Source organism: Methylobacterium sp. J-043, from assembly GCF_022829505.1.
Lineage (GTDB): Bacteria > Pseudomonadota > Alphaproteobacteria > Rhizobiales > Beijerinckiaceae > Methylobacterium > Methylobacterium extorquens_A.
This window is the reverse complement of sequence record NZ_JAKSYB010000079.1, coordinates 66,103-79,717: the sequence shown is the minus strand read 5'-3', so window position 1 is coordinate 79,717 and position 13,615 is coordinate 66,103. Positions and strand designations below refer to the sequence as shown.

Genomic DNA, 13,615 nt, shown 5'->3' with positions numbered 1-13,615 from the left:
CGCTCGACGCATCAAAACAACCCTGCACCCTGCTGACGGAAGTGAGTTGGTCCGCGAAGGGCGGTTCCTGACACCGTGAAGGCGGCGCGTTCGCTGGGCGCCGCAGAACGGGGAGCGTAGAAGCAAGCCCGCGCGGGGCCTGAGGCGGGATCCCATCACGCCAGCGTGATGGGATCCCGCCGAAGGCCAAATCCGCCATCCCGAAGGGATCACCCGGATTTGGTCTGACCCCGGAAAACCGCGCTCAAACAGACGTCCATCGCGCGGGTTCAGCGCGCCCCCTCCATTCCGTGTTTCGAGCAGGAAACGCCTTGGATGGAATAGAAAGAACTCGCCTACCCGGTTGTTCCATGGCATCTTCCCGTCGGAGAAATTCCCCTCGTTGGGAATGAACGATGAGGAGGGCCGGCATGGTCCTGTCGGAAGCCGAGGCTCTGGCGCGGCTGGAGGTGCTGCGTCGGCAGCGCGACGCGATCGAGCGGCAGATCGCCGATTTCCTCCTCTACCTCGATCTCGGCCGACGCCTCGGTAGCCCGGCCTCGCCGGACGCGGATGGACGAGCGGACGCCCCCATCCCCGTTCCGGCCCCCGCGCCGCAACCGGTGCAGGCGCCGGCCGCTGCCCCTCCGGCCGCGCCCTCCGCGGCGCCCGAGAGACCTGCGGCGCCGGCTGTCCCCGCGCCGGCCGAGGAAGAGGCAGGCCTGTCGGAGACGGTGCTGGCCCGCCGCTACGGCCGGGCGGTGATCGAGGCGGTGCTCGCCGTCCTGGAGGAGGCAGGCCGCCCGATGCATGCGAGCGAGATTCTGGCGCGGATCACCGAGCAGGGCTTTGCCCTGCCGGGGCAGGATCCGGTGGCGGCGCTCAACACCCGGCTTTGGAAGCGCTCAGGCCCCGGCGGTCCGCTGAAGCGCCTGGGCGAGGCCGTCTACGCCCCGGCCGATGCGGAAGAGGCGTAAGGGAAGACGGATCGGCGGTGCGCCCTGAAAACACGAAGAGGCGGCCCGCGCGGAGCCGCCTCAGAATCCTGTCCGATGTCGTCCGCGGGCGCGACCGTCCCGTCCGAAGGAGCGCCGCCGATCCGCGCCGTGTCAGCGCGAGGCCGCGACGGAACCGGTCGATTCCGTCACCTCGGTCCGATCCAGGCCAAGGTTCGAGCCGAGGTTCGGGCCAAAACCCTTGTCGAGACCTTTGCCAAGGTCCGGCCCCTGGGCCGTCGCGGGCGGGTTGGCCTGGGCGAAGGCGTCGCCCTCGCGGGCCAGGGCCTCGCCGTGGGCGAACAACGCCTTCATGTAGGGCTGGTCGAACGGTTTCTCCGAGGTCTTGGCGAAGCGCCCGTCGATGAGGGCGATCCGGAGATCCAGGCCGGTGCGGGCGGCATAGCCCTTGGTGAGCGCGAGCGCCGCGCGGGTCTGCGCCTTGATCGCCGCCGACATGGTGCGGCCGAGCACCGAGAGCGTGGTGCGCGAAGCCATCTGGAATTCCGGCTCGAGCCGGTTGTTGACGACGAGGTAGACCCGGTTCGTCGGCAGGCGCAGCCGCGTCTCCCCCTCCAGGGCGGCGGCCGGCGCGAGGTAGAACGGGGCCATCGCCCCGCCGTCGTCGTGCAACTCCGTGACAGGCTTGGCTTTCGCCCCCTCCTTCACGTCGGCGGGGATCTCCACTGGCGGGAAGACGCCGGGCACCGCCGCCGAGGCGAGCACGATCGAGCGGAACAGGGCCAGCGCCCGCGGGTCGCCGGTCTCGGCATTGCGTTGGGCGATCGCCCCCATGTCCCACAGCACCGGCCGCTCGCTGTCCACCTGCGTCGTGGCGATCAGCAGACGGCGGCCCTTGGCATGCTCGGCCGCCACCGCCTTGAGCAGGGCCGGCGTCACCGCGCGCCCGATCCGCTGCTTGAGCGGCCAGGTGTCTGTGAGCGCGTCTTGCGTGCCGCCGAACTCGAACACGTCGGCCGCCGAGATCTCGGTGTAGTTCTCGCGAAGCGCCGCGTCGGCCCGGTCGCCGAGCGTCGGCGCCGCGAAGGCGAAGGGGGCGATCAGCGCGCCGGTCGAGACGCCGGTGATGACGCCGAAATCGGGGCGGTCGCCGCGCTCCGCCCAGCCCGCCAGAAGGCCGGCGGCGAAGGCGCCGTTCTCGCCGCCGCCGGAGAGCACCAGCCAGGGATCGGCGGCGCGGGGCGCCCCGTCGATCAGCGACTGGAACGCACGCGTGTCGTCGCCCGCGATCCGCACCGAGGCCGGCAGGCCCTCGGGCTGCGCGGTCGCGGCCTGGGCGGCGGTGTAGTCCGGCCGCCCGTCGGCCGTCTTCTTCGCCGCCGGCCCGGCCAGCGCCCCCTGCGACAGGGTCAGCGCGAGCAGCATGCCGGCCAAGGTGCCAGCCAAGGTCCCGCCCCTGCGCGGGCCGGACGGAAAAGTCTGCATGATCGGTTCGTTGAACAGTTTTGGCATCGACGTACGTCTCCCGACGATGTTCGACAGCCCGCCTCGGCCGGAAAACACGGCTCGCGGCGGTCCGTTCCGTCCCGTCTGCGCGGCGGCGAATGCTTCGCCGGGCAAGCTTTGCCGTTTCGCTCGTCCCGTGCGCACCCCCGCAGCCTGTCCGGGCATCCGGGCGGAAGAGGCGAAAACGAGAAAGACCTTGATGAAGACTTATAAGATCTCGGGAAGATTCGGACGATTTGGCTCGCCGCGCAATCTTCGCTTTCGGATCATCCACGGTCGGATGCGGCATGGGCCCGTGCGGGGCCCGTGCCCGGCAGCGGGTCCGGGCCGTGCGGGGGCGCACGATCCGCCGGATCGGGGATCGGGCGACGCTCGAGGCCGATCACAGGGCCGAGGGGAGGACCAAGGTCGGCTTTACGCCGGGGGGCACCGTGCTCTAACGCCAAAGGCATAAGCGGAGGGCCGACGCCAAGGTCCTTCACGAAGCCGGAGACCGAGAGCCGATGAAACTGCCGCGCCGCTTCTTCCAGCCGCTCGCCGCGGGTGCGCCCGAGCCGTTCCGCGAACTGCCGATCAAGCTCGAGCGGATGATCCACTTCGTGCCGCCGCACAACGAGAAGGTCCGCGCCCGCGTGCCCGAACTCGCCAAGACGGTGGACGTGGTGCTCGGCAACCTGGAGGACGCGGTCCCCGCCGACCAGAAGGAGGCGGCGCGCAAGGGCTTCGTCGAGATGGCCAAGGCCACCGATTTCGCGGCCTCCGGCACCGGCCTGTGGACCCGCATCAATGCCCTGAACTCGCCCTGGATCCTCGACGACCTGTTCACCCTCGTCGCCGAGGTCGGCTCGAAGCTCGACGTCGTGATGGTGCCGAAGGTCGAGGGGCCCTGGGACATCCACTACATCGACCAGTTGCTCGCCCAGCTCGAGGCGCGCCACGGGGTGACGAAGCCGATCCTCGTCCACGCCATCCTCGAGACGGCGGAGGGCGTGGCCAACGTCGATTCCATCGCCTGCGCCTCGCCGCGCATGCACGGCATGAGCCTCGGCCCCGCCGATCTCGCGGCGTCCCGCGGCATGAAGACCACCCGCGTCGGCGGCGGCCACCCGGATTACCGGGTGCTGTCCGATCCGAAGGGCGAGGAAGCCCGCGCCTCCGCCCAGCAGGATCTGTGGCACTACACCATCGCCCGGATGGTCGATGCCTGCATGGCCAACGGCATCAAGGCGTTCTACGGCCCGTTCGGCGACTTCTCCGATTCGGCCGCCTGCGAGGTGCAGTTCCGCAACGCCTTCCTGATGGGCTGCGCCGGCGCCTGGACCCTGCATCCGAGCCAGGTGGCCCTGGCCAAGACCGTGTTCGCCCCCGATCCGGCCGAGGTGAACTTCGCCTCCCGCATCGTCGAGGCGATGCCCGACGGCACCGGCGCGGTGATGATCGACGGCAAGATGCAGGACGACGCCACCTGGAAACAGGCCAAGGTCATCGTCGATCTCGCCCGGCTCGTGGCCGACAAGGACCCGGATCTCGCCAAGGTCTACAATCTGCCCTGATCGTCGCGCATGCTGGCCGCGCGTTGGAACGGAAGGGCTGCGAGGCCTATCTATCGGTCATGACCCAGACCAGCATGAGAACCGCCAAATTCGGCCTCGGGGCGGTGGTCCGGCATCGGATCTACCCGTTCCGGGGCGTGGTGTTCGACGTGGACCCGGAATTCGCCAACACCGAGGAATGGTGGCTCGCGATTCCGGAGGACGTCCGGCCGCGCAAGGACCAGCCGTTCTACCACCTGCTCGCCGAGAACGCGGACAGCGAGTACGTCGCCTACGTCTCGGAGCAGAATCTCGTGCCCGACACCTCCGGCGAGGCCCTGCGCCATGCCGGCATCCCCGAGGTGTTCGAGCGCAGCGCCGACGGCGCCTACCGCATGCGGATCGGCCACGCGAACTGACCGATCCCGCACGGAGCCTTCTGCGAAAGATGCGAGGCACCGCCCCGAAAGGTGGTTGCCGGCTTTCGAAATAAGACGACGCAAGAACAACAGCCTGACATCGCCCGGAAGGGTGTGCCTGGGGCGACGGGCGCAAACGTCAAGCTGCGGAACGCTTTGTTCAACGGCGGCTGCTATCGAGGCGCGGAACGTCACCGTTGCGCGGGTTCGAGATAGCCATGGATGTGGTCACCATGCTTGTCATGAGCCTCGCGGCGGCCGCGGCCGCCGCAGGCTTCCTGGCCGTCGAGTGGCGGACCCTGCGCAGCCCCGCGCTGCTGCTGTGGAGCGCGGGCTTCGCCACGATCGTCCTCGGCTGCTCGCTCTCGCCGGCCCGCGCCGCCTCCTTCCTCGTCGGGGTCTGGTTCGCCAACGGCCTGCTCGTCGTCGCCCACCTCCTTTTTCTCTTCGGCACCGCCCGCTTCACCGGGCGCCGGATCGCACGGCTCTGGTGGGGCCTGCTCTTGGCCTGGGCCGGGCTCCTGCTCCTGCCGGCGGGGATCGACCCGACGCCGGCCTTCGCGATGACCAATTCCGGCCTCGTCGCCCTCGCCGCCCTGCGGGCCGCCCATCTCCTGCTGTCGCGGGCCGGCACGCCCTTCCCGGAGCGCACCGCGGCCTCCGACGCGCTGGGCGCCGTCTTCCTCGCCCACGGCACCTTCTACGCCGCCAAGGCGCTGCTCGTGCCCGTTCCGGGCGCCTTCGTCAGCCTCGTCGGCTTCAAGGGCGTGCTGATCCAGGTCTCGCTGTTCGAGGGCATTCTCGTCGAGATGCTGCTCGCGCTTCTGATGGCTGCCGCGGTGCGCCGCCGCCGGGAGGAGGCGATGACGGCGCTGGCTGAGCGCGATCCCCTCACCGGCGCCTTCAACCGCCGTGCCTTCGAGAGCCGCGCCGCGGAGGCGTTGCGCGACATGGCCGCCCGGCGCCAGCCCGGTGCCCTGCTGCTGCTCGACGTGGACCGGTTCAAGACGGTCAACGACAGCTTCGGCCACGCCGTCGGCGACCGCATCCTCGTGGCGCTCACCGGCGTGCTGGAGGCCTGCCTGCCGCGCGATGCGATCCTGGCGCGGCTCGGCGGGGACGAGTTCGTGATCCTCGTACCGGGTCTCGACGCGGCGGCGGCGTCCGGGCTCGGCGCGGCGATCCGTGACCGCATGGCCCGCCAGGGCGGCCGGGGTCTGCCCACCGGCGCCACGATCAGCCTCGGCGCCGCCCTGTTCACCGGTGGCCCGGCCGGGCTCGACACCCTGATGGCGCTTGCCGACACGGCGCTCTACGAGGCCAAGGCAAATGGCCGCGACCGCCTGCAGGCCCGCCGCCTGGAGCCGGTCGCGGAGCGGATTCCGGATCGATCCGTGCCGGGGGCAGCCAAGACGCACGTGTCGGCGCAGGACGGTTGCTGCGCCTGAGGCGGTTTCCTCTTCGTACCGTGCCGCGACGTCCGCACGGCCCGACGCGATCAATCGGAGCCTGTGCGAGTGACGCGACCTCCGAATCGAAAGGGGCGCCCGCGTAAGCGGACGCCCCTGGTCGAGGATGTCGTCGGGGATGCCGGGCCGGATCTCAGGAGATCAGGTCGAGACGGGCCGTCTCGAAGCCCCCCGCCCGCACGCTGTCGGGCAGCGCGGAGGAATCGGAATAGCCGGCCTCGCGGGCCATGGCGTCGAGGGCGGTGCGCTCGTCGTCGGCACTGCCGGTCCAGAGGATCGCGCCGCTCGTCTTCTGCCGGATCTGGAAGATGCTCATCGTGAACCGTCCCTCGTCGGAAATCTCTTGACGGGATAACCCGGCGAGGCCGAGCCGGTTGCAAGCGAGGTCTCGGCGAAACCTTGAGCGAAGTGAAGAGGCGTCCGCCGCCTCTCGGGAGCGACTGATCTCGGGACAGGCCGTCGATCGCGTCTGCCTGCGGCATCTTTCACAGACTTCGGCCGGGGAGGAGCTTGCCACGCCATCCGCCACGAAATCGCCGGTTGCGGCGGACAAGCAGGCTGCGGCGCATCGGCGCGCCCCATGAGGCGATTCGCGATGCCGGCCCGTTTGTTCTTCCATCCCGCCGCGATGGGCCTCGCCGCCCTCGTGCTCGCGACCTTGCAGACGACCCCGCCGGCCTGCGCCGCCGAGGAGCCGCCTGCGGCCGGGGTGCCCGATCCCGCCGCGCTCCTGCCCGCGGTGAGCGTGGTCCCCGCCGAGCGCCGGGAGATCGTCGAGCGGGCGGTGGTGACCGGGACGCTGGTTCCCCGCGACGAGATCCTCGTCGCCCCCGAGGTCGAGGGCCTGCGCATCGTCGCGCTGCTGGTCGAGGAGGGCGACCGGGTCGAGCGCGGCGCGGTGCTGGCGCGGCTCTCGCTGGAGATGATCGAGACGCAGGAGGCTGCCAACCTCGCGGCCACCGCGAAGGCGGAGGCCGCGATCCTCCAGGCGAAGAGCCAGATCGTCCAGGTCCAGGCCGCCCGGACCGAGGCGCGCCAGGCCCTGGAGCGGGCGCAGGCGCTGGTGCGGACCGGCAACGCCACCGCCGTCACCCTGGAGCAGCGGGTCTCGGCGGCGCAGGGCGCCGACGGCCGGCTCGAGGCGGCGCGAGCCGGGCTGGCGCTGGCCGAGGCGGATCTCGCCGCGGCGCGGGCGCAGGGGCGCGAGATCGGCCTGCGCCGGGCCCGCACCGAGATCCGTGCCCCGGAGGCCGGCCTCGTCAACCGCCGCACGGCGCGGGTCGGCGCCACCGCGAGCGCGGTCGGCGAGCCGCTGTTTCGCCTGATCGCCCGCGGCGAGATCGAGCTGGAGGGCGAGGTGCCGGAATCCGCCCTGCCGCGGCTCAGGGCCGACGCCCCGGCGCGGCTCGAATGGGAGGACGGGCGCGTGACGCTTGGCGCCGTGCGCCGGGTCTATCCCGAGGTCGACCGGGCGACGCGGCTCGGCCGGGTCCGCATCCGCCTGGACGCCGACCCGGCGCTGCATATCGGTGCCTTCGCCCGCGGCCGGGTCGAGGTCGCCCGGCGCGAGGGCGTGGCGGTGCCGCTCGCCGCCGTGCTCTACGCCGCCGACGGCTCGGCCAGCGTGCTCGCGGTTTCGGACGGCCGCGTCTCCGCCCGCCGGGTCGAGACCGGCCTCTCGGCCGAAGGCTTCACGGAACTGCGCTCCGGCATCGCGACCGGGGAGGCGGTGGTCGCCCGCGCCGGCTCGTTCCTGCGCGACGGAGACCGGGTGCGGCCCGTCCCGCCGACGGCCCGGGCGGCCGCGGCCCGCTGAGGATCATAGCATGCGCCTCAACGTCTCGGCCTGGGCGATCCGCAAGCCGATCCCCTCCCTCGTCCTGTTCCTCGTGCTGATGGTGCTCGGCCTCGTCAGCTTCCGCTCCCTGCCGATCACCCGGTTTCCCAACATCGACATCCCGATCGTCTCGGTGACGGTCACGCAGAGCGGGGCCGCCCCGTCCGAGTTGCAGACCCAGGTCACGAAATGGGTCGAGGATTCGGTGGCCGGGGTGAAGGGGGTCAAGCACATCCTCTCGACCATCTCGGAAGGCTCCTCGATCACCACGATCGAGTTCCGCCTGGAGGTGAACCAGGACCGCGCCGTCAACGACGTGAAGGATGCGATCTCGAAGATCCGCATCAACCTGCCGCGCACCATCGACGAGCCGATCATCAGCCGCGTCGAGATCGCCGGCCTGCCGATCATGATCTACGGCGCCTCCGCTCCGGCGATGACGCCCGAAGACCTGTCGTGGTTCGTCGATGACGTGGTGGCGCGCCAGCTCCAGGGGGTGAAGGGGGTCGGCGGCGTCGAGCGCCTCGGCGGTGTGGCCCGCGAGATCCGCGTGACCCTGAAACCCGATCGCCTGCTCGCGCTCGGCATCACCGCCGCCGACGTGAACCGGCAGTTGCGCCTCACCTCCGCCGACATGGCCGGCGGGCGCGGCGAACTCGCGGGCGGCGAGCAGTCGATCCGGACCCTCGGCGCCTCGGCGAGCCTGGAGATGCTGGGCGCGACCTCCATCGTCGTGCCGGGCGGGCGCAAGGTGCGCCTCGACGAGCTGGCGACGCTCATGGACGCGGCCGAGGAGCCGCGCACCTTCGCCCGCTTCAACGGCGAGCCGGTGGTGGGCTTTGCCATCTCCCGGGCGATGGGGGCGAGCGACGCCGAGGTCGCGGTCGCCGTGGCCCGGCGCATCGAGGCGCTGCACGCCGAGAATCCGGGGGTGCGCTTCGACCTGATCGACACCAGCGTCGTCAACACCATCGGCAACTACCACTCGGCGATGATGGGCCTCCTGGAGGGTGCCGCGCTCGCCGTGATCGTGGTGTTCCTGTTCCTAAGGGATTGGCGCGCCACCCTGATTGCGGCGGTGGCGCTGCCGCTCTCCGTGCTGCCGACCTTCTGGGCCATGAGCGCGCTCGGCTTCTCGCTCAACGCGGTCAGCCTGCTCGCGATCACGCTGGTGACCGGCATCCTCGTCGATGACGCCATCGTCGAGATCGAGAACATCGTCCGCCACATGCGGATGGGCAAAACCGCTTACCGCGCGGCCTTGGAGGCCGCCGACGAGATCGGGCTCGCGGTCATCGCCATCACCGCGACCATCATCGCGATCTTCGCCCCCGTCTCCTTCATGCCCGGCATCGCCGGCCAGTACTTCAAGCAGTTCGGGCTCACCATCGCGGCGGCCGTGTTCGTGTCGCTGCTCGTCGCGCGCCTCATCACGCCGCTGCTCGCCGCCTATTTCCTGCGCGATCACGGCCCGGACCATGAGCGCGAGGGGCCGGTGATGCGCGCCTATACCCGCCTCGTGGCGTGGTCGGTGCGACACAAATACCTGACGCTGACCTTGGGTCTCACCTGCTTTGCCGGCTCGATCGCCTCGACCCGGCTGCTGCCCGCGGGCTTCATCCCGGCGGAGGACGCGGCGCGCACGATGTTCGTGGTCGAGCTGCCCCCCGGCGCCCGGCTCGACGACACGCAGCGCCTCTCCGACGGTCTGGTCGAGACCCTCCGCCTGATGCCCGAAATCCGCTCCGTCTTCGTCGATGGCGGGCGCCAGTTGCCGGGCAAGAAGGAGGTGCGGCTGGCGAGCCTCACCGTTAATCTCACCCCGAAGAGCGAGCGGGCGCTGACGCAGAAGCAGGTCGATCTCAGAATCGCGAACGTCCTGCGCCAAGTCCCCGACATCCGCTTCTGGTCGCTGCAGGAGGGCGGGCAGCGGGAATTCGCGCTGATCGTCTCAGGGCCCGATAAGACCGTGGTCGCGGATGTCGCCGCCCGCCTCCAGCGCGAGGCCATGGGCGTGCCCCACCTCGTCAACCTGATCTCGACCGCGCCGCTGGACCGCACCGAGATCCGCATCACGCCGAAGGCGGGGGTCGCCGCCGATCTCGGCGTCTCGACCGACGTCATCGCCGAGACGGTGCGGGTCGGCACCATCGGCGACATCGCGGCCAACCTCGCCAAGTTCAACGCGCGTGACCGCCAGATCCCGATCCGGGTGATGCTGCCCGAATCCTTGCGCGGGCAACTGCCCGAGATCGCGAGCCTGAAGGTGCCGGTGAAGGCGGGTGCGGCGGTGCCGCTCGCCACCGTGGCCGACCTGACGCTGGGGCGCGGCCCCACGGCCATCGACCGCTACGACCGCACCGTGCGCGTCGCCGTCGAGGGCGATCTCCAGGGCTCGGACGCGCTCGGCTCGATCATCGAGCAGGTGATGGCCCTGCCCGCCGCCACGAACCTGCCCGAGGGCGTCACCATCCGCCAGACCGGCGACGCCGAGGTGATGGGCGAGGTGTTCGAAGGTTTCGCGCTCGCCATGGGCGCCGGGCTGATGATGGTGTTCGGCGTACTCGTGCTGCTGTTCGGCAACTTCCTCCAGCCGCTCACGATCCTGTTCTCGCTGCCGCTTTCCATCGGCGGGGCGATCCTCGGGCTCTTGATCTTCCATATGCCGATCTCGATGCCGGTCGTCATCGGCATCCTGATGCTGATGGGCGTGGTGACGAAGAACGCGATCATGCTGGTCGATTTCGCCATCGAAGAGATGGCCCGCGGCGTCGATCGCGTCACCGCCATCGTCGATGCCGGGCGCAAGCGGGCGCGACCCATCGTGATGACCACCATCGCCATGGCCGCCGGCATGGTGCCTTCGGCGCTCGCGCTCGGCATCGGCGGCGAGTTCCGCGCGCCGATGGCGGTGGCGGTGATCGGCGGGCTGATCGTCTCGACCGGGCTGTCGCTCGTCTTCGTGCCGGCGATTTTCCTTCTGGTCGACGACCTGTCGCGGCTGTTCGTGCGCCTGTTCGGCCGCTTCGTCGGCGGGGCGGACGAGCCGGAGGAAGAGGCGGCGTATCGTCCGGGTCCGCCCGCCAACGCGGCCGGTCTTGCCCGTCGGCCGACCGCCGCCGAGTGATGCGGCGCGCTCGGTCACAGCGCGAAATGTTATCCCAACCAAATCGAACAGATTGTATCCGAGACCGCGGGGCTGTCGTTTGCGGGCTGGGTGCGCCGGCCCGGGCCGGAGGTGAAGGGTCTTGGACGTTGGTGCCAAATCCGGGGACTGGACATCGTCCGACGATCCCTTGCAGGCGCGAAACGCGGAGGGGCTTTCGGTGAGACTACAGCCGTATTGGCCCCAAAGCTCTGCATTGGGCGAATACGTCAGGGTTGCATCGCCCGGGCGGTGCGAAGCTTTTCGCAACACTTTTGTTGTATCCGGAGTGGAACACCGCTTCGCGTCCACCATGGGCCTTGCGGCCGATGGATGATCGATGCGGGAACCTCGAGACCGACACGGAGGCCAGGACGCACGCGAACGCGGCCGGGACGCGCGCTCCGAGGATGTCGTCGTTCTCGTCTCGGACCGCCGCGAGCGGGCGGAGCGGCTGGCCCGCGGCATTGCCCTCGTTCTGCCCTGCCGCGTGATCGAGCCCGGCGCCGGCTTGCCGTCCGGCCGGCCCGTCGCCTTCGTCGTCGATATCGCCGCCGATCTATCCGCCGACCGTGTCACCGACCGGGGGCGGGCCTGGATCGGATGGCTCACCACGAACATCCGCGAGAGCGGGCTGCCCTGCCTCTATCTCGCCCGCGGCAACGCGGCCCAGGACGCGGCAGCCGCGACGGTGCTCGGCGCGCCGACGGTGATCGATCCGCGCCAATCCGCCGGCATCGTCCCGACGCTCACGCGCCTCGTCGCGGAGGGGAGGGCGGCGCGCCGCATGGCGCCCGCGCGCGTTCAGGGAGCGGCTGACCGCTCACCCGAGCTGCGTGTGGCGCGGGCCACCAGCCTCCTCACCCGCCTGTTCGACAAGGCCGCCGCCGGTCGTCCGCCGAGCCCGGAGGAAGCGGAGGAGGGCACGCGGATCGTGCTCGACACGGTCTCCGAAGTCGGCATCCGCGCTTGGCTCGATCTCGTCTGGCGCCACGACATCCAAGTCTACCAGCACTCCCTGAGCGTGGCCGGCTTCGCGGCCGCCTTCGCGGCCGAACTCGGCTTTTCCCCGAACGACCGGCAGAGGCTGGCCAAGGCCGCGCTCCTGCACGATGTCGGCAAGGCGCTGATCCCCCACGCCATCCTCAACAAGCCGGGCCCGCTCACGCCCGACGAAATGGCGGTGATGCGCACGCATGCCGCGCTCGGCGCCGACCTGCTGGCGAAGGAGACCGCCTTCGAGCCCGAGATCCTCGACGTGGTGCGCTACCACCACGAGCGCCTCGACGGATCGGGCTATCCGGAGGGATTGAAGGGGCCGCAGATCAGCGATCTCGTGCGGCTCGTGGCGATCTGCGACGTCCACTCGGCCCTGACCGAGCGCCGGGTCTACCGCCCGCCGCTGCCCGCCGCCGAGGCCGCCGCGATCATGCAGGCCCAGGCCGGCCAGCTCGATCCCGACCTGCTCCGGGTCTACCGCCCGATCGTCCTCCGCGCCGGCGGCGCCGCGGGCGGCCCGTCCGTGCAGGGCTGATTCCGGGCTCCCAAAGGGATCGTCCCTTTGGCGGGGTATCGGGGCGGCGCCCCGATGTCCTTTCCCAGGGCTCTGCGGGGGGACCCGCGAAAAGGCTCGCCTTTTCGAAATACCGAATTCTTCGCGGCGCGATCAGCCGCGGGCCGCGACCCGCTCCGCCAGCAGGCACAGGATCTCGAAGGCGATGCCGGCGCCCGCCAGCGCCGTGATGCCGGCGGAATCGAGCGGAGGGGCGACCTCCACCATGTCCGCCCCGACGAGATCGAGGCCGCGCAGGGCCCGCAGCAGGTGCAGCGCCTCGCGGGTGGTGAAGCCGCCGATCTCCGGCGTGCCGGTGCCGGGGGCGAAGGCGGGGTCGAGGGCATCGATGTCGAAGCTGAGATAGGTCGGGCCCTCGCCCACGACGGCGCGGGCTTCCGCGGCCACCTCCGGCAGGCCGCGGGCGCAGACCTCCTCCATCGTCAGGATGCGCATGCCCTGCGCCAGGGCCCAGTCGCGCTCGTCGGCCGCATCCATGCTGCCGCGGATGCCGATCTGGATGCAGCGCCGCGGGTCGAGCACCCCGGCCTCGACCGCGCGCCGGAACGGCGTGCCGTGGGTGAGCCGTGACCCGCCATACTGCGCGTCGTCGGTGTCGCTGTGGGCGTCGATGTGGATCAGCCCGAGCGGCCGGGCGGCGCCGAGCGCCCGCAGCACCGGATAGGTGATGAAATGGTCGCCCCCCACCGTGAGCGGCACGATCCCGGCCTCGGCGAGCGGCCGGTAGAACGCCTCGATGCGCCGGGCGGTCTCGGCGGCGTCCACCGGGTTGACCGGGACGTCGCCGAGATCGGCGCAGGCCGCCAGAGCGTAGGGCGCCACCCCCGTGGCGTGGTTGAGCGCCCGCGTGCCGGTGGAGGCCTCGCGCACGGCCCGCGGGCCGAGCCGGGCGCCGGGCCGGTTGGTGGTGGTGCCGTCGAAGGGGATGCCGATCAGGCCGATCTCGACCCGCCCCGCCGCTTCACCCGCCCCTTTTCCCACGGCCTCGGCGGGATCGAGCACCGGCAGCCGCATGAAGCTCGCAAGGCCCGAGAAGCGCGGCGTCGCCATCCCCGAGGCCGGCTGGAACCGCGCCAGCCGTTCCGCCCGCGCGCCCGCCGACCCGCTGTCATCCGCCATGACGATCCTCCCCCGGCGCGGCTTGTTGCGCGATCCGCATCAAGCCGCCCGGATGCTCCGGCCGCAAGCCGTTTCCTAAA

At 71.0% G+C, this 13,615-nt stretch carries 10 protein-coding genes; 7 read left to right on the top strand and 3 right to left on the bottom strand.

The window, feature by feature from the left end; all coding sequences use genetic code 11:
- The first annotated feature begins 410 nt into the window (after window positions 1–410).
- Window positions 411–956 (top strand): winged helix-turn-helix domain-containing protein, encoded by a 546-nt coding sequence (locus MKK50_RS24760; RefSeq protein WP_499025841.1) that lies wholly within the window; start codon window positions 411–413, stop codon window positions 954–956.
- A 132-nt stretch (window positions 957–1,088) separates the two neighbouring features.
- Here MKK50_RS24760 and MKK50_RS24755 read toward each other — a convergent pair whose 3' ends face one another.
- The gene (locus MKK50_RS24755; protein ID WP_499025839.1) at window positions 1,089–2,447 is read right to left on the bottom strand and encodes a patatin-like phospholipase family protein; all 1,359 of its coding nucleotides are present in this window, start codon (window positions 2,445–2,447) and stop codon (window positions 1,089–1,091) included.
- A 497-nt stretch (window positions 2,448–2,944) separates the two neighbouring features.
- On the opposite strand from MKK50_RS24755, the gene MKK50_RS24750 reads away from it, so the two are divergent.
- From MKK50_RS24750 to MKK50_RS24740, 3 genes are all read left to right on the top strand, one after another.
- Window positions 2,945–3,994, top strand: a complete 1,050-nt coding sequence (locus tag MKK50_RS24750; protein ID WP_499025837.1) for an HpcH/HpaI aldolase/citrate lyase family protein — start codon at window positions 2,945–2,947, stop codon at window positions 3,992–3,994.
- 59 nt (window positions 3,995–4,053) lie between these two features.
- Window positions 4,054–4,392 (top strand): heat shock protein HspQ, encoded by a 339-nt coding sequence (gene hspQ / locus MKK50_RS24745; protein ID WP_253370091.1) that lies wholly within the window; start codon window positions 4,054–4,056, stop codon window positions 4,390–4,392.
- A gap of 218 nt (window positions 4,393–4,610) precedes the next feature.
- Window positions 4,611–5,840 (top strand): GGDEF domain-containing protein, encoded by a 1,230-nt coding sequence (locus MKK50_RS24740; RefSeq protein ID WP_499025836.1) that lies wholly within the window; start codon window positions 4,611–4,613, stop codon window positions 5,838–5,840.
- Window positions 5,841–5,994: 154 nt separating this feature from the next.
- On the opposite strand, the gene MKK50_RS24735 is transcribed toward MKK50_RS24740, so the two are convergent.
- A complete protein-coding gene (locus MKK50_RS24735; protein ID WP_253370088.1) occupies window positions 5,995–6,177 on the bottom strand; it encodes a hypothetical protein in 183 nt (60 codons plus the stop codon).
- Window positions 6,178–6,456: 279 nt separating this feature from the next.
- On the opposite strand from MKK50_RS24735, the gene MKK50_RS24730 reads away from it, so the two are divergent.
- The 3 genes from MKK50_RS24730 to MKK50_RS24720 all read left to right on the top strand — a co-directional run bounded on the left by MKK50_RS24730 (window position 6,457) and on the right by MKK50_RS24720 (window position 12,377).
- Window positions 6,457–7,677 (top strand): efflux RND transporter periplasmic adaptor subunit, encoded by a 1,221-nt coding sequence (locus MKK50_RS24730; protein WP_499025835.1) that lies wholly within the window; start codon window positions 6,457–6,459, stop codon window positions 7,675–7,677.
- A 10-nt stretch (window positions 7,678–7,687) separates the two neighbouring features.
- Complete coding sequence (locus MKK50_RS24725) at window positions 7,688–10,825, top strand: efflux RND transporter permease subunit (RefSeq protein ID WP_499025834.1); 3,138 nt, start codon at window positions 7,688–7,690, stop codon at window positions 10,823–10,825.
- A gap of 358 nt (window positions 10,826–11,183) precedes the next feature.
- Complete coding sequence (locus tag MKK50_RS24720) at window positions 11,184–12,377, top strand: HD-GYP domain-containing protein (RefSeq protein WP_499025833.1); 1,194 nt, start codon at window positions 11,184–11,186, stop codon at window positions 12,375–12,377.
- Window positions 12,378–12,509: 132 nt separating this feature from the next.
- Here MKK50_RS24720 and speB read toward each other — a convergent pair whose 3' ends face one another.
- Window positions 12,510–13,535 carry an agmatinase gene (gene speB, locus MKK50_RS24715; protein ID WP_499025832.1) on the bottom strand — a complete coding sequence of 342 codons (1,026 nt, stop codon included), beginning with the start codon at window positions 13,533–13,535 and terminating at the stop codon, window positions 12,510–12,512.
- Window positions 13,536–13,615 lie beyond the last annotated feature (80 nt).